General features: G+C 67.7%; 17 protein-coding genes. 13 read left to right on the plus strand and 4 right to left on the minus strand.

Annotated elements, in window-relative coordinates; translation table 11 throughout:
- Nucleotides 1–109 precede the first annotated feature (109 nt).
- Complete coding sequence (locus tag NO887_RS02420) at nt 110–1,135, plus strand: cell division protein CdpA domain-containing protein (RefSeq protein WP_256416909.1); 1,026 nt, start codon at nt 110–112, stop codon at nt 1,133–1,135.
- A 45-nt stretch (nt 1,136–1,180) separates the two neighbouring features.
- Here NO887_RS02420 and NO887_RS02425 read toward each other — a convergent pair whose 3' ends face one another.
- Both NO887_RS02425 and NO887_RS02430 read right to left on the minus strand, forming a co-directional pair.
- The gene (locus tag NO887_RS02425; protein ID WP_256416910.1) at nt 1,181–2,290 is read right to left on the minus strand and encodes a DUF373 family protein; all 1,110 of its coding nucleotides are present in this window, start codon (nt 2,288–2,290) and stop codon (nt 1,181–1,183) included.
- 99 nt (nt 2,291–2,389) lie between these two features.
- Nucleotides 2,390–3,127 carry a DUF6517 family protein gene (locus NO887_RS02430; protein ID WP_256416911.1) on the minus strand — a complete coding sequence of 246 codons (738 nt, stop codon included), beginning with the start codon at nt 3,125–3,127 and terminating at the stop codon, nt 2,390–2,392.
- 152 nt (nt 3,128–3,279) lie between these two features.
- Here NO887_RS02430 and NO887_RS02435 point away from each other — a divergent pair, with 152 nt between their 5' ends.
- From NO887_RS02435 to NO887_RS02470, 8 genes are all read left to right on the plus strand, one after another.
- Nucleotides 3,280–4,278, plus strand: coding sequence for a radical SAM protein (locus NO887_RS02435; protein ID WP_256416912.1), 999 nt, complete (start codon nt 3,280–3,282; stop codon nt 4,276–4,278).
- 340 nt (nt 4,279–4,618) lie between these two features.
- Nucleotides 4,619–4,915 carry a DUF7130 family rubredoxin-like protein gene (locus tag NO887_RS02440; RefSeq protein ID WP_256416913.1) on the plus strand — a complete coding sequence of 99 codons (297 nt, stop codon included), beginning with the start codon at nt 4,619–4,621 and terminating at the stop codon, nt 4,913–4,915.
- Between the two features lie 72 nt (nt 4,916–4,987).
- Nucleotides 4,988–6,802, plus strand: a complete 1,815-nt coding sequence (locus tag NO887_RS02445) for an aldehyde ferredoxin oxidoreductase family protein (protein WP_256416914.1) — start codon at nt 4,988–4,990, stop codon at nt 6,800–6,802.
- Nucleotides 6,795–7,517, plus strand: a complete 723-nt coding sequence (locus NO887_RS02450; RefSeq protein ID WP_256416915.1) for a DUF7124 domain-containing protein — start codon at nt 6,795–6,797, stop codon at nt 7,515–7,517. Before NO887_RS02445 ends, NO887_RS02450 begins: the two co-directional genes overlap by 8 nt.
- Nucleotides 7,518–7,590: 73 nt before the next feature.
- A complete protein-coding gene (locus tag NO887_RS02455; protein ID WP_256416916.1) occupies nt 7,591–7,848 on the plus strand; it encodes a hypothetical protein in 258 nt (85 codons plus the stop codon).
- Nucleotides 7,849–7,983: a hypothetical protein gene (locus tag NO887_RS02460; RefSeq protein WP_256416917.1), complete on the plus strand. Its 135-nt coding sequence runs from the start codon at nt 7,849–7,851 to the stop codon at nt 7,981–7,983.
- Nucleotides 7,980–8,315, plus strand: a complete 336-nt coding sequence (locus tag NO887_RS02465; RefSeq protein WP_256416918.1) for a hypothetical protein — start codon at nt 7,980–7,982, stop codon at nt 8,313–8,315. The genes NO887_RS02460 and NO887_RS02465 overlap by 4 nt, the downstream gene beginning before the upstream one ends.
- 87 nt (nt 8,316–8,402) lie before the next feature.
- Nucleotides 8,403–8,561, plus strand: coding sequence for a hypothetical protein (locus NO887_RS02470; protein WP_256416919.1), 159 nt, complete (start codon nt 8,403–8,405; stop codon nt 8,559–8,561).
- A gap of 28 nt (nt 8,562–8,589) precedes the next feature.
- Here NO887_RS02470 and NO887_RS02475 read toward each other — a convergent pair whose 3' ends face one another.
- Nucleotides 8,590–9,222 carry a TorD/DmsD family molecular chaperone gene (locus tag NO887_RS02475; RefSeq protein WP_256416920.1) on the minus strand — a complete coding sequence of 211 codons (633 nt, stop codon included), beginning with the start codon at nt 9,220–9,222 and terminating at the stop codon, nt 8,590–8,592.
- Nucleotides 9,219–11,411, minus strand: a complete 2,193-nt coding sequence (locus NO887_RS02480) for a hydrogenase iron-sulfur subunit (protein WP_256416921.1) — start codon at nt 11,409–11,411, stop codon at nt 9,219–9,221. The genes NO887_RS02475 and NO887_RS02480 overlap by 4 nt, the downstream gene beginning before the upstream one ends.
- Nucleotides 11,412–11,758: 347 nt before the next feature.
- On the opposite strand from NO887_RS02480, the gene NO887_RS02485 reads away from it, so the two are divergent.
- The 4 genes from NO887_RS02485 to NO887_RS02500 are packed head-to-tail and all read left to right on the plus strand — an operon-like array spanning nt 11,759 to nt 17,149.
- The gene (locus tag NO887_RS02485) at nt 11,759–14,983 is read left to right on the plus strand and encodes a molybdopterin-dependent oxidoreductase (protein WP_256416922.1); all 3,225 of its coding nucleotides are present in this window, start codon (nt 11,759–11,761) and stop codon (nt 14,981–14,983) included.
- Nucleotides 14,983–15,657 carry a 4Fe-4S dicluster domain-containing protein gene (locus tag NO887_RS02490; RefSeq protein WP_256416923.1) on the plus strand — a complete coding sequence of 225 codons (675 nt, stop codon included), beginning with the start codon at nt 14,983–14,985 and terminating at the stop codon, nt 15,655–15,657. Before NO887_RS02485 ends, NO887_RS02490 begins: the two co-directional genes overlap by 1 nt.
- Nucleotides 15,654–16,124, plus strand: coding sequence for a hypothetical protein (locus NO887_RS02495; protein ID WP_256416924.1), 471 nt, complete (start codon nt 15,654–15,656; stop codon nt 16,122–16,124). Before NO887_RS02490 ends, NO887_RS02495 begins: the two co-directional genes overlap by 4 nt.
- Nucleotides 16,121–17,149 (plus strand): cytochrome b/b6 domain-containing protein, encoded by a 1,029-nt coding sequence (locus NO887_RS02500; protein ID WP_256416925.1) that lies wholly within the window; start codon nt 16,121–16,123, stop codon nt 17,147–17,149. Before NO887_RS02495 ends, NO887_RS02500 begins: the two co-directional genes overlap by 4 nt.
- Nucleotides 17,150–17,169 lie beyond the last annotated feature (20 nt).

Genomic DNA, 17,169 nt, shown 5'->3' on the forward strand with positions numbered 1-17,169 from the left:
CGCGCCGGGCAGGGATCACCCGGAACACCGAAAACCGATCCCGTCGCCGTCGGCCGACACGGGCGAACGTCTGACATACTGTTTTCAGGGAGGACGACGTAGGCCGCGTATGACCAGTCTCTCGGAGGCGTACGGTGGACGGGGACGCTCCGAGGTCGATCCGCGTCGGCTCTACCTCGGCATGGGGTCGTTCGTCGTCGGCACGCTCCTGCTCGTCGCCGGACTCCTCGTGGCCGCGGAGGTCGTGCTTCCGAGCGGCTACGACTCCGCCGCGGCGCGACGAGTCGGCGGCGTGCTCGGCGGCGCGGGCGTCCCCCTGTTGTTGCTCGGCGTGATGACCGTGCTCCCGGCGGACCGCAAGACGCGGGCGACGGCCGTGATCGGTGCCGCAGTCATGTGTCTGGGCGTCGCGCTGTTCGCGTACGCGTACCCGTACCACTGGGTCGGCGGCCCGCGTCCGGAGCTGTCCGATCTCACGCTGCCGACCGCGGGACTGTACTTCCTCGGGGCGGCGACGACGATGTGGAGCGTGTTCGTCGGCGTCGCGAACTTCAAGACCCGAAACGACCCCGGCGGGACCGTCACGATGGAAGTCACACACAAGGGCGAAACGAAGGTTATCGAGGTCGGCCGCGACCAGATAGACGGGATGGGAGGCGTGGGACTCCTCGGCGGGACGCCCGACGGAAACGTCGAGACGCAGACCAACCGGCCCGATACGACGGGGCGATCCGGCGGGGGCGCGAGCGACGCCGGAGCGGGCGACACCGGCTCAATCGGGGGTAAATCGAGCAGTACCGATCCGGTCGGCGGTGGTCACTCAAAAACTGCCACAAGCGGCGTCCCCGGAACCGGACCCGGCACCGCGGGCGTCAGCGACGGCGGGAGCGCTCCGACCGAGATTAGCTCGCCGCTTGACGGCGTGGAAGGTCCCGATGCGGGCGGTCCCGATGCCCCGCCGTCGCCGGGATCGGCGGGCGAGGCGTCGCCGCGCGACGGCCCGGGTGACACCTACTGCGGGAACTGCGCGCAGTTCGACTACGTCCGGACGGACGAGGGAATGAAGCCGTACTGCGGACACCACGATGAACTGATGGACGACATGGACGCGTGCGACGAGTGGTCGCCGCGGTAGCGAGGGAACCGTCCGGCCCGGCGAGCGCCGACGGTCGAATGGTTTTCAGGTCGGTTCGGCCGAGGGCAGCTGAGATTCTGCGACAGCGAACGCGAGCGTGCTCAACACGGCCGTGAGCGTGCCCGCCGCGAGCGCCATGGCGAGGTCCGACAGCGTGAGCGCGGTCACGCCCGGCGCGGCCGGGAGGAAGAATCCGGAGACGGCGTACAACACGACCGCGATCGACAGCACGTAGAAGGGCGCGTTGAGGTAGCGCCACCGGAAGCGGCCGGCGAGGTACTCGTCCGTGATCTGGCCGAGGCTAGAGGTGACGCCGGCGACCGCGAGCCACTGCACGAAGCCGTGGACAAACGCGGCCAGATCGACGCCGACCGTCGTCTCGCCGCCGCGAGCGGCCGCGACGGTCTCGATCGTGTCGAATCCTTGAACGCCGCCGATGACGATCAGCGCGAGCGCGACGACGTAGGTGACGAGCGTCACCCGACCGGTGTAGAGGACGTTGCGGACGGTCGAGGCGGTCCGGTCCACCGAGTCTTCGAGGCCGAGCCCACGGAACAGCGAGTAGAGGCCGACGACGCCGGAGAGGATACCGAGCACCGCTGCGCCGGCCACGTCGAACAGGTTCGCGACGACGACGAGCGGGTAGATCAGGAGGAGGACCCCGAGCGGGACCAAGATCGTACCGCGAGTCTCGGGGTCGGCGAGGACCTGCTTGATCGTGTAGTAGAGCGATTCGAGGTCCTGGGCCTGCCGGACGACGACGCGGCGCATCCCGTCGATAGGCATCCGCGACCGGATCACGGGGAGGACCGACTCGTCCTGTGCGCCGTCTGTGATGACGACCGCGGACACCTCCTCGCCGGTCGACAGCTCCGCGAGCACGCGGTCAACTTCCTGTCCCACCGCGCGGTTCGCCTTCACGTCGGAGCCGTCGACGCCCGTGACGGCCGCGACCTCGACCGCCTCGCCTTCGGCGGCCAGTTCGTCGTACACGTTCACGCCTTGAAAGAGGACGTTGACGTCGGAGTCTTCGGGGTCGGCGGTCGCGAGCGCGACCGCGGCCTCGGTGACGTCATCGACGCCGACGACCGGGGTCGGGATCCCGGTCTTGCGACCGAGGTCGTCGTCGAGGTCGACACAGAGGACGAGCAGCATCGAGCGACGCTACGAGAGGGGTCGGCATATGTTTTCGGCTCGCGGCGGCTCCCCCTCGCGAGTTCGGAACCGGGCGAGGCGGCGGTCGAGTCGCGACCGCTACTCAGACTCGTGTTCGATCCCGTTCATCATCCGACGGACGTTCTCGCCGTCGCTGAACGTGGCCGGATACGCCGCGAGCGGGAGGACGAAGTCGTCGCCGGTCGAGATGGGCTCGCCGACGTGGAGTTCTAACTCGGTACTCGCGCCGGTCCCCCCGATCTCGCCGTCGGCCGTGTACACGACGACGGCGGCGTCAGCGTCGAGGACCGTCGTCGTGTACTCCGAGCCGCGCTCCAAGTCGCCGACGTTCTCGTAGCGGCTCAAGATGAGGTCGGCGCGTTCGCGCGCGCTGAGATCGTCGATCGGGTTGAGCGTCTGCCCGAGCACCTCGATCTGCGGCGTCGTCACCGCGGCGAAGACGGCGGCCTGGTAGCGCTCGCCGAACAGCTCGACCGCCTTGTCGTACTCGGCGATGGTGTTCGTCACGCGGACCTCTCGGGTCTGTCCGGCAACCTCGACCTCGCGTGAGGTGGTCTGGTCCGACACCTCGTTGAGCTCGTAGCCGCTCTCGGAGAGCGTCGCGTCGGCGACCGTCGCGGTGCCGGCGGTGAACTCGGCCGGCTCCCCGCCGGTCGCCACGTCGAGCGCGGTACAGCCGGCGAGACCGGCCAGTCCGACGGCACCCGAGAGCGCGAGCGCGCGACGGCGCGTGGTCGCCGGATCCGGCTTCTCGGTCGACCGGTCGCGGTCCGGGGGCTGCTCGGTCGTCGACTGGCTCCGCTGGTCTCGTGTCATGGGTACCCGTTCTCGAATCAGAGGTACATACTTTGTGCCCGACGGTCGCGGATCACCCTCGGTGCGGCGGGTGCGGAGCGCCGGGACGCGGCGCGACAGGCTCCGACGCGCTTCGCACGCTTTTTCACGTCGCGGACGGTACGGGGAAGTAGATGATCTCCAAGGGCTGTGAACAGTGCGCCAAAGGCGGCAAGATGGTTCTTTTCGTCTACGGCTACTGCGACCAGCGGGACTGCTTCTACTGCCCCCTCGGAGAGAACCGGAAGAACGTCACCGACGTGTACGCGAACGAGCGGAAAGTCGAAGACGACGAGGACGTGATCGAAGAGGCGAAGCGCATGAGCGCGCTTGGCACCTCGATCACGGGCGGCGAGCCGCAGGAGGCGATGGCGAAGACGACGCGGTACCTCGAACTGCTCAAAGACGAGTTCGGCGAGGACCACCACACGCACCTCTACACCGGTATCACGGGCGGCCGCGAGAACATGCGCCGGCTGAGCGAGGCCGGCCTCGACGAGATTCGCTTTCACCCGCCCGTCGAGCTGTGGGGCGACATGCACGGCACCGAGTGGGAAGAGATCTTGTACATCGCCCGCGAGGAGGGGCTCACGCCCGCCTTCGAGATACCCGGCATCCGAGCGGAGCCCGAGTTTCTGGACTTTCTGGACGAGGGCGCGGCGGAATTCTGCAACATCAACGAGTTCGAAATGTCCGACGGGAACTACCGCCGGATGCAAGAGGAGGGCTTCGAGCTGCAGGAGGGACACATGTCCGCCGTCGAGGGGTCGAAAGACGACGCGATCTTGGAGGAGATGGCGAGCCACGAGAAGGTGTACTTCTGTACCTCGGTGTTCAAGGACGCGGCCCAGCACCGCAACCGCCTGAAGCGGATGGCGAAGAACATCCGCCGGGAGTTCGACGAGGTGACCGACGACGGCACGCTCGTCTACGGGAAGGCGTTCACCGAGCCGGACCAGTTCGAGGCGCTCGGCGTCCCCGAGGAGTTCTACACGGTCAAGTCGGACCACGTCGAGGTCGCGTGGTGGCTCCTCGAAGAGATGGTCGAGGACGGCGACTTGGCGGAGGGCGAGATCGTCGAGCAGTACCCGACCGTCGACGGCACCGTGGTCGAGCGCACGCCGGTGGCGTAAGGAGTGTTATCCGAACTGGTCGTTGCCGCGACCGCTGAAACCCTACTCTTCGAGTCTCATCGACACTGATCCGTACCGACCCGCACTGACCCGTACCGACCCGCACTGACCCGTACCGACCCGCACTGACCCGCACTGACCCGAACCGACCCGCACCGATCCACACCTCACGCCTCCCCAACCTCGTCGGCCCGGCGCTCAAGCGCCGGGCCGGCCTCCCTCGCGCCGGCGGTTCGCGCCCGCATGGGCGCTCACCGGGACGCGCCACCGCGATGGGGCGGTGTTGAGTTGTGTGTCAACGTGGATCACACTTTTGTCGATACGTCGCGTACGCATCTGTATGGCCACCGAAGATCCCGTGTTCGCCGACGTGAGCATCGGTCAAGAGGTGTACGACGCGGACGGCGAGCAGATCGGGACGGTCCGGGGCGTCGACGACGACGGCTTCTACGTCTCCTCGCCCGCGGGCTCGGAGCCGCTCGCGCTCACCGACGCCCGCGACGTGTTCGGCACCGCCTACGTGATGTGGCGGTGCTGGGAGTGCGGCGAGATGGGCGAGATCGGCGGCGAGCTCCCCGAGAATTGTCCGAGCTGCGACGCGCCCCGCGAGGAGCTGTACTACTGGGCCGAGGACTGATCCGTGGATCGCAGACGCTCCGTCTCCCCCCGCCGCCACGCTTTTGCGTACCTGGGTCGAACCGGTTGAGAGATGGCCGAACGCGACCACGTCCTGCGGGTCGACCTCTCGGCGGAGACCGTCAGCCGCGAGCCCGTTCCGGACCGATGGCGTCGACACTTCGTCGGCGGCAAGGGACTGGGCGCACGCTACCTCTACGCCGAGCTCGACGCCGGAACCGATCCGCTCGGCTCCGACAATCTGCTGGCCTTCTGCGTGGGACCCCTCTCGGGGTATCTGCCCGGCGAGACCCGCTACGCCGCCGTGACCAAGTCACCGCTGACGGGCGGCTTCCTCGACTCGTACGCCGGCGGTGACTTCGCCGGACGACTGGCCGGCTCGCTCGACGACTGCCTCGCGCTGCTCGTGACCGGAGCCGCCGACGAGCCGGTGCATATCGTCGTCGAGGGCGGTGACGCGCGCGTCGAGCCGGCCGACGCGTGGGGCGCGGACACGGTCGAGACGGACGCCGAACACCCGGACGCGGGCGTCGCCTGTATCGGGCCCGCGGGCGAGCGCGGCGTGAGCTACGCGACGATCGCCTCGGACGCGGGCGATCACCACGCCGGCCGCGGCGGAGCCGGTGCCGTCATGGGGTCGAAGCGGCTCAAGGCCGTCGTGGTCCGCGACGACCCGCCGGCGGTGCCGCCCGAACTGGCCGATCTCAGAGAGCGCGGCGAGCGCGCCTACGCCGAGGGCGACACGGGACGCTGGCAGGCCGCCGGCGAGACCCTCGAAAGCGTCGACTTCGCGAACGAGGTGGGCGCGCTTGCCACCGAGGGGTGGCAGCGGGATCGCTTCGAGGCGGCCGACGACATCGGCATCGAAGCCGCCGAAGACGCCGCCGTGGGCCGGGAACGCCCCGACCGCGCGGTGCCCGGCGGCTTCGAGGTGGAGACCGACGAGGGCCGCTCGGTGCCTCGCGGCGCGACCCCGATGACGCTCGGGGCGGGACTCGGCGTAGAGGAGTTCGACGCCGTCGCGGCGCTCGGCGAGCTCTGTGACCGGCTCGGGGTCGATGTTATCTCGGCCGGTAATGCCGTCGCGTGGGCGGTCCGGGCGTCCGAGGCCGGGCGCGTCGACTGCGACGTCTCTTTCGGCGATCCCGACGGCGCACGGGCGCTCATCGAGGCCATCGCGACCGGGACGGCGGGGCCGTGCGAGCCGGGGATCGCCGAGGCGCTCGCAGGCGGCGTCGACGCCGCGGCGGACGCGTACGGCACCGACGACGCCATCCCAACGGTCAAGTCGATGGAGCTGCCGGCCTACGACCCGCGAGCGGCCGTCGGCATGGCGCTCGCGTACGCGACGAGCGACCGCGGCGGCTGCCACCGGCGCGCCCGTCCCATCGAGTGGGAGGCCGTAGCCGAGGAGGCGTCGACGAGCGAGCGCGTCGCGGCGGTCGTCACCGCCCAGAACACCCGATCGGCGCTGTGGAGCTTCGTCGCCGACGACTTCGCCGGCGAGCCGCTGTGGGACGAGTTCGGAGCGGAGTGGTTCGACGCCCTCGGCCGCGACCGCGACGCCGAGTCGCTCCGGCTCGCCGGCGAGCGGATCTGGAACCTCGTGCGGCTGTTCAACGCCCGCGAGGGGTTCGACCGGGCGGCCGACGAGCTGCCGCCCGTGCTGACCGAACCAGTTCCCAACGGTCCCGCGACGGGCGACCGCATCGATCCCGAGGCCTTCGAGCGGCTCCTCGACGCCTACTACGCCGCCCGCGGGTGGGACGGCGATGGGCTGCCGACCCCCGAGACGCTCGCGCGGCTCGACCTCGACGCGACTGTCGACGCCGAGACGCCGGTCGGGACCTCGCCCGAGAACGCCCCTCCGACGGACGACGATGACTGAACGAATCGACCTCGACGACATCGAGACTGACGACGACGAAGAACCGGCACCCGACCGCGACTCTTGGCTGCGGGGCGGCGGTCCCGATTGGATCGACGGCGACTCGGCGGACTCGGCCGTTGGTCGCGGGCGCGACGACGGTGCCGCCGGCAGCGCAGACACCGATCCGGCCGACGCGGACAGTGGGGATGACGCTGCTGCGGCCGACGGCTCGGCCGACGCCATCCCACGGGTCCCGCGCAAGAACGAGGACAAGCCCGCCGGGATCCCGACCGACAGCGGAGGTTCTGGCACGGGCGCGACGCCCTCCGACGCGCCCGACGATGCCCGACCGATGGGGGGCGGTCCCCACGGCGGCGGCATCGACGAGATGACGCTGGCGCTGACCTACGACGCGCTGACGGAGCTTTCCGACCCGCGACTGGTCGTCGTCTCGGCGCGCGAGTGGGCCGACTGGATCGGGATCGTCGGCGACGTGAGCGCACCGGTCATCACTCGGTTCCAGCGCGAACACGGCGTCGACGCCGACTTCTTCAACGGGACGGGAGACGGCCCCGTCGAGCGGCTCGCCGAGGTCGACGAGACCTCTATGTTCTACGCCGAGCGGCTGGCGGTCGTCGGGACCGACGACGACGAGTGGATCGCCGAGGCGGCGGGCTGGGAGTTCATTCCCCTAGAGACGGCCGCCGAGAAGGCCGGTTGGGACCTCGGATAGCGACGTCGGTCGGTGACTCGTCCACCTGCCGTGGCGGGGAAAGCTTTAGATTGTGCGACCGAGTATCACGCCCATGAGCCTTCGAACCGCGGGGCGACAGAACGGACTGCTCACGGCAGCGCTGCTGCTGTTCGTGGGGTGGACAGTGCTCACCCTCCTGAACGTCGCCGCGAGCGCCGGACCGATCGCCGCAAGCGAGTGGATCGGCCAACACGGCATCGGCGGCGTCGTCGGCGGAGTCGTCCTGTTGGTCCTCATCGGCTTCACCGTCGCCGTCTTCGGCGAGCTGGGCGAACAGAACCCCGAACCGGAGGAGTGGCCGCCGCAGTAGATGTACTACGAGTGTGCCGAGTGCGGACTCATCGACCGCGGAAACCCGCTGTCGGAGCCGACCGTCCGCGAGTGTCCCGGCTGCGGCGCGACGACGACATGGGAACCGGCCTTCGAGGGGGCGGCGGACCCGTGAGCGAACCCGTCGAACTCCCTCTCTCGGATCGGTTCCGCCGAGCCGCGGATCAGTGGGCCGAAGAGCGCGTGATGACCGAGGAGGCCGCCCTCGAAGCCAAGGCGGAGCAGGCGCTCCTCGAGATCGAACACCTCGTCACCGGCACAGACGAGGTCCGGTTTGAACTCGACGAGTCCGGCGAGACGGTTCGATTCGAGCCGAGCGAGAACCTGCTGGCGTTTCTGGACGCACAGGCCGAGTCGTCCGGCGTCGACCGCGAGACGGTGCTGCGGCTCCACGTCGATCTGTTCGCCGGCGCGTTCCTCGATTCCGACGCCGTCACTCCCGAGTGAGCGGCGAGAGAGTCTGCTACACCCCGAGCGACGAGAGCGTTCGTCGGAGGGGGAAGTTATATGACCGTCGGCGGGTATGTGACTCGTATGCACGAAGACAGCGGATGGCGTCCCGACACCGGCTGCCAGCGCTGTAACGGCCACGAGACGTGGACGCACAACGCGTCCCACGAGATAAACGACGGACAGCGCGACCCCGAAGAGATGGACCTCGGCCTCACAGACGACGAGGACGACGACGAGTAGTTCAGCGTCGAATACTTCACGGACCGTCTCACGTCATCTGACCGGCGATCTCTGCTTCGAAAGCGACGTACCCGGATAGCAGGTACGCCGCCGCCTCGTAGAACGGCTCGTCGGTGTTGTCCAGCACGTCCCGCGCACAGTCGTCGATCCACTCGGAGAGGTGTTCGTCGTGAAAGACGCGCTGGAAGCCCAGCGTCTCCTCGTCGCCCGCCTGCTGGCGCTCAATGAGGTGTCTGAGGAACGCCATCTCGACGGCGACGTGGTCGTTCTCCTCTGGATAATCGTCGGGCGGCGACCACCCTGCCGCCCCGTAACTGGCCTCCACTTTCGCGAGCCCCTCGCCCCGGAAGTCGGTGTCGTCGCGGTAGTGCGTCTCGTGGGGGAGAACGGTCGGCCGCGGACCGACGAAGACGCGAGTGTACTCGCGTTCGAGCTCGTCGCGGACGGCGTCGACATTGCGACCCTCGTTGTCGGCGACAAACGTCCGGAGCCGCTCGAAACCGGCGTCGAGGTCGTCTGAGACGCCGGGGTCGGGAAGATCGAAATCGCCCGCGAGCAGACGTTCGAGCAGTTCCTCCGGCGGGTAGTCGGCGAAGGCGTCCACCAAGAACGCTGAGAGTTCGAGTCGCGTCTCGTAGAGGGCCGCCTGATCGAGCGTCATCGCTCACCCCCCTCGCCGCTCCCGTGGAGGAGCCGCACGCGGCAGTCCGAACAGTAGTCGAAGACGTTCTCGTCGCCGGCGGTCAATCCCGCGACGAGCCCACCGACCTCGTCTTGGATCTTGTTGGCCGTGCCCTCGCTGGCGAACGGCTTGCCGCAGTTGGCACACTCGCGCATCGCGCCTTCGAAGGCCGCCTCCCACGCCTCGCCGCCGCGGTTCTCCGGGAGCCGATTGAGGTGAAGCCCGGCGTCGAGCGAGATCGCGTCTTCCATACAGCCCTCCTCGCAGAGCCCGCAGTTGACGCAGCGCTCGTGGCTGAACTGTAGCTCCGCGCCGTCTCGGCGGAGCGCGTCGGTCGGACAGAGGTTGGAGCACGTCGGCGTCAGAGTGCAGTCGTCGGAGACCTCGACGGCCGCGAAGTCTTTCAGGCCGCGGATCACGTCGCGCTCGGGGTCGGCGTGGTCGAGGATGGCACGGACGCTCTCCAGCGTCCAGTCGTGGCTGTTGAAGTCGGGGTTCGGACGCGGGCCGCCGCTCGGCCGGGCCGCGACCCCGCCGTCGGTCAGCGCGGCTCCGGACTCTCCGCCGCCGGCACCGGGGTCGAGCCGTCCCGACGCCTCGTGTTCGCCGGCCGGGACTGGCGAGGCGTCGAGTCCCCCAACGAACGCGTCGAGTTCGGAGACGAACGACTCGTGGTCGGCGAGGTCGGGAGCGAAAAAGGCGACACGATCGCCGAGGCCGAGGTCCGACGTGGCACGGTTGAGTCGCTCGACCAGTTCGGCCTTCGGGTCCGGTCCGGAGTGGAGACAGGAGTCGCCGCAGCCGACGACGGCGACGCCGTCAGCGCCCGCCGCCAGCGCGTGGGTGACGTGCGCCTCGCCGACGGTGTCCGTGCAGTTGACGCGGACCGGGAGGATCGGCGGGTACTCGATATCCGACCCGATCTGGGAGCGGCGGCCGTACTCCGAGATCGCCTCGGCGGCCCGCTCCGAGCAGACGAACGCGACGACCGGCGTCTCGATCCCCTCCGAGCCGTGGTCGAAGAGCCACCCTCCCGAGTCGTCGGTGGTCGGCCGCAACAGGGCCTCCACCTGTCGGGCGATCCGCTCGTTGTCGGGGTCTCGGAGCGTGACCGCACCGGTCGGACACGAACTCGTACAGGCCCCGCAGTTCCGACACGCCTCTTTGAAAAAGTCCACGTCGTCGACGCGGGGGCGCTCGACCGCGCCGTGCGGGCAGGCGTCGACGCAGGCGGTACACCCCTCCTGTCCGGACTTGCCAGCGGCACAGACGTCCATATCGAGATCGAGGTGGTCGGGCCCCTCGTAGCCGCCGAGCATGGACTCGATCGCCGATACCGTCCCGGCGTCGACGTGGGTGTAAAAGCCGATCCGGCCGCCGCGGGTGTCGGCGGCAGCGCCGGGGTAGACGACCTGATCGACCTCCAGTTCGCGCGTGACGCCGTCCGTCTCGATGGCCTCGACGGGACAGCAGTCGGTCCACTCCCCTCCGGGGGCCTCGGGGTCGATGTCGACCGGCCTGCTGGTGACCATCCCGTCGGGGCCTCGCCGGACGCACTCCATACAGGAGATGCAGTCCTCGGTGACGCGGGCTTCGAGCGTCAGCGTGAAGTCGCCGAACTGTCCCGAGACGTCCGCGACGCGGCCACGCTCGACGGTCACCTCGTCGAGGTCCGGCTCGCCGGCCAGCTCTTCGCCGTCGGCGACGAGGGTCACGTCGGCCGTGTCGGCGAGCGCCACGGCGGTGTCGGGGTCGCCGACGACGGCGACGCTGTCGCCGGCCTCGCGGGTGTGAGTGCGCTCGATCGGCTCGTGATCGAGACGGGTCGCCGCGGCGTTGGCCAGCCGGGCGGTCTTGTCGGTGGCAGCGGACTCGCCGTGGACCCATCCGGCCCCCTCGCGCTGATCGACGAACTCGACGGCGTCGGGGTGGAGCCCGTGGTCAACCGCCAGCTCGCGGAGAGACTCCTGGACGCCCGAATCCGGACAGGTGACGACGAGCTGGTCGAGGTCGTGGTCGTCGATGACCGCGGACATGGCGTCGCGTCCGTCGCCACAGAGCATTTGCGAACTCGCTGCAACGTCGACGCCCTCGACGCCCTCGCGGGCCTCAACGAGGTCGATGTCACAGGTATCCGCACAGGAGCAGACGAAGGTCCCCGTGTTCATGAGACCGGTGTTGTGACTGGAGTGGCAAAGGGCTTGCTGCGAATTGGGGAGCGGCAGTGGAAGAGGTTCGCCGGGATCGACGCGTCCACGAGAGAGTCACGGGAGACCAGTCGCGCGCGAGCCAAATCCGCGCGAAACAGCGGCGAGATTCTCTTCCACCTCTACTAGCATATATATTCTCTGGTGAATCTCGTGTGTCTATATATCACAAAATATACTATACTGATGAAATTAGGTGGTATTCCCCGGTTCTGCCGGAAGTTTCTTTTAATTACGGATTTGGGTACATTACGTATGCCAATTAGGCGCACGGGGCATGCGCGATCGGGCACATGGAGCGGTAACACATGAGCGAGCCGGTAACACTCGACCTAGACAGGCGGTCGTTCATGAAGGCCTCCGCGCTGGCGGGCGCGGTCGCCTTCGGAGGCGGCACGACTGGACAGGTCCTTGGACAGGAGGAGGAATCGGACGGCGTCGGCGACGACGCCGAGACAGCGAAGGTGATCTGCAACTACTGTTCTATCGGCTGTGGGTTCAAGGCCGTCAAGGACGGCGAAGCGTTCGTCGGCCAAGAGCCGTGGCACGAGAACCCGCTGAACAACGGGTCGCTGTGTTCGAAGGGGGCCGGAATCCTCGAAACCGAGCACTCCGAGCGGCGGCTCAAACATCCGATGCGGAAAGAGGACGGGGAGTGGCGGAAGATCTCGTGGGACGAGGCCTATCAGCAGATCGCCGACACCTACGCGCAGACCGTCGAGCAGTACAGCCCCGAGAGCGTGATGCTGCTCGGGTCGGCGCACCACTCCAACGAGTCGGCGTACGCCTCGCGGAAGTTCTCGGCGTTCCTCGGCACGAACAACGTCGACCACCAAGCGCGCATCTGCCACTCGACGACCGTCACCGGCCTCGCGAACACGTGGGGCTACGGGGCCATGACCAACACGATCAACGACTACCGGAACTTTGACCTGCTCATCATCATCGGGCAGAACCCGGCAGAGGCCCATCCGGTCGTGATGCAGCACATCTTGGAGGGCCAAAAGCGGGGCGGCACCATCATCTCAATCGACCCCCGGTACACGAAGACGTCGGCGCACGCGGATCGGTTCCACCGGATGCGACCCGGCACGGACGTGGCGATCATGATGGGCCTCATCAAGTACGTCCGCGACCAAGGCGAACTCGACGAGGAGATGATCGACGAGCGGACGATGGGGTGGCCGGACGTCGACGCCGAACTGGACGAGTACGACCTCGAAACCGTCGCCGACATCACTTGGATCAGCGAGGAGAGCCTCGAAGAGATCGGTGATCTGGTCATCGAAAACCAGCCGAACATCCAGATCGAGTGGGCGATGGGCGGCACGCAGCACAACAACGGCACCCAGAACATCCGCTCGTACGCGCTGGCGTCGCTGGGGTGGGGGTCTGCGGCTCGGTCCGGCGGCGGCCTCCAAGTCATGCGCGGCCACGCCAACGTGCAGGGAGCGACCGACCTGGGCGTCGAGTCGTCGATCCTCCCCGGCTACTACGGCGTCGGTGGCGCGGGATCGTGGGAGCACTGGACCAACGTCTGGGACCAGAGCCCGTGGACCTCGGGAGAGATTACGGCCGAGGAGCTCCACGATGATTACTTCGCCACGATGGACGACGACCTCTTCGAGAAGATCAACGGCGAGTCCCCGGACTCCGACCGCGACACGAGCTGGCCGGACACCGCGGGTAACATGATGTTCCGCGAGGGGCTGACCGTCGCCCGGTGGTACGAGGCCGCGATCGAGCAGAGCGAGCGTCTCAACGAGTCGGACCTCTACCAGCCAGACCCGGTAAAGATGGCCTTCTACTGGGGACACTCCGCGAACTCCATCTCCGAGATGGACAAACAGCGGCGGGCGATGGAGGCACTGGACCTGCTGGTGGTCGTCGACGTCTTCCCGTCGGTCGCCGGCACGCTCCCGAAGGAGGACAACGTCCTGCTTCTGCCCGCGTCGAGCCAGTACGAGCACGTTCGAACGCTGACCAACACCAACCGATCGGTCCAGTGGTCCGAACGCGCATCGCCGCCCGCGCACAACTCCAAGCCGGACCTCCAGATATTCATGGAGCTGGCCCACGAGCTCGGCTTCGGCGAGCACTTCGACTGGGGCTCCGGCGAGGCGATCTACAACGACCGGTCGACCCACGAGGACGTCGTCCGCGAGATCAACCTCGGCACTCGGTCCATCGGCTACCAGCAGCCGCCGGAGAAGCTCCAACAGCACGTCGAGTACGACTACCTGTTCGACACCGACACGCTCCGAGCGGACGCGCCGGGGACGCCGGTCGACGGCGAGTACTGGTCGCTACCGTGGCCATACTGGGGCGGCGACCACCCCGGCACGCCGATCATCTGGACCTCGGAGCTCGACCCGCGAGACGGCGGCCACGACTTCCGAACCAACTGGGGCACGCAGGCACCCACGCCCGACGAGTGGGACGACATGGGCGTCGACAAGCCGTACCCGATGGCGGAGACGGTCGCCGAGGAGGGCGAGACCGACGGCCTCGACCTGCTTCGCGAGGACTTCGAACCCGAGTGGTGGGACGACACCATCGAGGGCGTGCCGCAGTACCCGGCGTTCACGACGACGCTGCCGGACGACGTGACCGAACCGCACCAGCAGTCGCTGCCACAGGAGTACGCGCTTCGGGAGGACCGTTCCGCGTTCGATGCGGCGCAGGAACTCAACGAGAACTACGGCCAGAACCACGACTTGGACTTCTGGCAGCAGTTCGACAACAACCAGCCGGACCCGCCGACCGGGCGGGGCAAGGCCCGCGCAGTCGCGTGGAACTTCCTCGACACCGTGCCGGTCCACCGCGAGCCGATCGAGAGCCCGCGGCCGGACCTCGTCGAGGAGTGGCCCGCCAACGGCCAGCAGACCAACTTCTGGCGGCTCGACCAGAACAACGCGACGACACAGGAGAACGCGATGCGAGAGGTACAGTCGGCCCAAGAGGAAATGCCGGACGGGGCCCAACAGATGATCCTCACGTCCGGTCGACAGGTCGAACATCAGGGCGGCGGCGCGGAGACGCGGAACAATCCCCTGACGGCCGACCTCCAGCCGCACATGTACGCGGAGATCCATCCGGACGTCGCCGAGGAGATGGACCTCCGTGGCGGCGAGGACCACGTCATCATCCATCCGACCGCCCCCGAAAAGAGTTCGATCCTCGTGAAAGCGAAGGTGACCGAGCGACCGAACAGCGAGGAGATCTTCCTACCGTACCACTGGGGCGGCGTCTTCAGCGGCCAGAGCCAAGCGGACGCCTACCCCGAAGGGACGAAGCCGCTGGCGATCGGCGACTCGGCGAACATCGTGACGGCCTCCGGCTTCGACGTGGAGACCCAGATGCAAGAGACCAAGGCGGGGATGGTCGTCATGGAGAAGGCGACGGAGACACGCGTCGAGGAACTCGACATGGAGTTCATTGACTACCCGCAGGACGAGGCCGGAATCGGCCGACAGAAATCCTACGACACGCGCGAGTGGGACATGAGCCAAGAGAGCTTCGGTGACGACTGATGTCAACACACAACGAAACACGAATGAGCGACGGCGTGATGTCCACGGGTGAGGGGATGCGGATCTTCCCCGACGTGGAGGCCTGTATCGACTGCGGGGCCTGCGTCGTCTCGTGTAAACGCACTTGGGACGTACCGAACACCGAACAGCGGATCGACGTCTCGACCATGCTGGAGGGTCGGGAGGGAGACGAGGGGTACAACCACCGCCAGACGGCCGCCCTCGCGGAGGGGCAAAATCCCGGCGAGACCAGCTTACCGATGCAGTGTTACCACTGCGAGAACGCCCCGTGCGTGTCGGTGTGTCCGACCAACGCCCTCCAGAAGGAGGACGACGGCTTCGTGACGGTGTCGGACGACCTCTGTGTCGGCTGTCAGTACTGCCTGTCGGCCTGTCCGTTCGGCGCTCCGCAGTTCCCGGACAGCGAGGGGACCGTCAGCTCCGAGGTGTTCGGCACCGGCGGCGTGATGGACAAGTGTACCGGCTGTCGATCGCGCCAGCAGGCCGGGAAAGGACCGGCGTGCGCGGAGGAGTGTTCGACCGACGCCATCCTCGTCGGCTCTGCCGGCGACATCGCGGACGAGCTCGAACAGCGCGAGAGCGGGTCATTCTTCAACGACACCGCCCTCGAGATCATCTTCGGAGACGACGCCGACATGGTGAGCGACGCATGAGCGATCCCGATACCCGAGAGACAACCGACGGCGGCACGGCCGACGAGGAGCCGGTGACGTCGGAGGCGTCGGCGGTATCGAACGGTGACGGCCGCGCCGACCGCCTCATCTTTTGGGGCTGTGCGGTGTTCGGCCTCGTGCTGGCGACGGGATCGGTGTGGTTCTTCAGCTCGCGGGGAGTCTGGTATGAGGCGATGATGCGGGTCCGTCCCACGCTGAGCGGCGGCGGCGTCGGTGCCAGCTGGGAGGCCGGCGTCACCAACGCCACCCTGACGTTCCTGATCGACTTCATCCACTTCGCCGACGTGGTGATGGGGATTTTCATCCTCCTGTTGATGCTCATACATTGGACGGCATTCCACCGGCTCGCGGGGCGGATGCGGCCGCCGGCGGGAACCGAGGCGGGAGCGACGGCGGAGGCGACCGCGACCGACGGCGGCGAACCGCAAGGAGGTGACCGGGAATGACGAGCCTCGACCACGGGAAGTTTTCGCGGGTGACGACGCTATTCCACTCGTTGCTTGCGTTGACGGTCTTCCTGCTGTTTTTCACCGGGTACGCCGTCGCGTTCAACACCGAGTTGTGGTGGCTCGTCGAGCTGATGGGCGGTAACGCCGGCGTGTTGGTGGTCCACCGCGCCGCCGCCTTCTCGCTCATCGCGCTGACCGGCTTCTGGGTGCCGTACATGCTGTTGAGCCGGACGAACGGCGGCGGGATCCGAGCGCTCCTGCCGAACAAAGGGGACATCGAGGCGTTCGTTCAGGACGTTCAGTTCGCCCTCGGGCGTGCGGACGAGCGCCACCCCAACGCCCGTCAGTTCGCCGGATACAAGGCCGACGAGGTTCCCCTTCTCTCGTACATCGGCAAGGGCGTCGTCGCCATCTTCACCGTCGAGCTCCTGTTGTTGATGATTACGGGATTACTCATCTGGCAGAAGGTGTGGCTCATCGAGCTCTACAACAGCCAGTCGGCGGCGATGGCGTTCGTCGCCTTCCACGGACTGCTCGGGATCATCATGCTGATGGGAATCATGTTCCACACCTTCGAGCACGGTTTCCACCCGGCCTTTTTCCCGGTCGAGATGAAGGCGTTCCTGCCGAAGGAGGACACGCCGAACTTCCACGGCGACCCTGACGACCACGAGACGACCGGCATCGAGCAGCTCCGCCGGAAGAAGTCGTGGCGGTGGGTGACCAATATCGTCGGCGTCGCCACCGTCGTCGGCATCGTCAGCGTGATGCTCGCGTCGGTCTCGTACGGCGGCTACCCGATCCCCCGCGAACTCGCGTTCAACGAGGGGAGCCTCCTGCGGACGATCGGCATCAACGTCGGCTTCCTCGTGTTGTTCCTCGGGCTGACCCTGTCGATGTACGGGAACGTCCTCCGGGCGCGCTACAACGCGGACACGCAGACGGAGGAATCGCCCGCGACCGCGGCCGACGGCGGCGAACCGCGCGCGGAGATCGACGGCAGCGACCCCCGCGACGACTGACCGAGACTCTTTTCTAGAAC

Source organism: Halorubrum laminariae, assembly GCF_024494655.1.
Taxonomy (GTDB): domain Archaea; phylum Halobacteriota; class Halobacteria; order Halobacteriales; family Haloferacaceae; genus Halorubrum; species Halorubrum laminariae.

Coding starts and splice junctions, on each gene's coding strand:
- NO887_RS02420 (WP_256416909.1), top strand. CDS start 110: ATGACCAGTCTCTCGGAGGCGTACGGTGGACGGGGACGCTCCGAGGTC.
- NO887_RS02425 (WP_256416910.1), bottom strand. CDS start 2,290: ATGCTGCTCGTCCTCTGTGTCGACCTCGACGACGACCTCGGTCGCAAG.
- NO887_RS02430 (WP_256416911.1), bottom strand. CDS start 3,127: ATGACACGAGACCAGCGGAGCCAGTCGACGACCGAGCAGCCCCCGGAC.
- NO887_RS02435 (WP_256416912.1), top strand. CDS start 3,280: ATGATCTCCAAGGGCTGTGAACAGTGCGCCAAAGGCGGCAAGATGGTT.
- NO887_RS02440 (WP_256416913.1), top strand. CDS start 4,619: ATGGCCACCGAAGATCCCGTGTTCGCCGACGTGAGCATCGGTCAAGAG.
- NO887_RS02445 (WP_256416914.1), top strand. CDS start 4,988: ATGGCCGAACGCGACCACGTCCTGCGGGTCGACCTCTCGGCGGAGACC.
- NO887_RS02450 (WP_256416915.1), top strand. CDS start 6,795: ATGACTGAACGAATCGACCTCGACGACATCGAGACTGACGACGACGAA.
- NO887_RS02455 (WP_256416916.1), top strand. CDS start 7,591: ATGAGCCTTCGAACCGCGGGGCGACAGAACGGACTGCTCACGGCAGCG.
- NO887_RS02460 (WP_256416917.1), top strand. CDS start 7,849: ATGTACTACGAGTGTGCCGAGTGCGGACTCATCGACCGCGGAAACCCG.
- NO887_RS02470 (WP_256416919.1), top strand. CDS start 8,403: ATGCACGAAGACAGCGGATGGCGTCCCGACACCGGCTGCCAGCGCTGT.
- NO887_RS02475 (WP_256416920.1), bottom strand. CDS start 9,222: ATGACGCTCGATCAGGCGGCCCTCTACGAGACGCGACTCGAACTCTCA.
- NO887_RS02480 (WP_256416921.1), bottom strand. CDS start 11,411: ATGAACACGGGGACCTTCGTCTGCTCCTGTGCGGATACCTGTGACATC.
- NO887_RS02485 (WP_256416922.1), top strand. CDS start 11,759: ATGAGCGAGCCGGTAACACTCGACCTAGACAGGCGGTCGTTCATGAAG.
- NO887_RS02490 (WP_256416923.1), top strand. CDS start 14,983: ATGTCAACACACAACGAAACACGAATGAGCGACGGCGTGATGTCCACG.
- NO887_RS02495 (WP_256416924.1), top strand. CDS start 15,654: ATGAGCGATCCCGATACCCGAGAGACAACCGACGGCGGCACGGCCGAC.
- NO887_RS02500 (WP_256416925.1), top strand. CDS start 16,121: ATGACGAGCCTCGACCACGGGAAGTTTTCGCGGGTGACGACGCTATTC.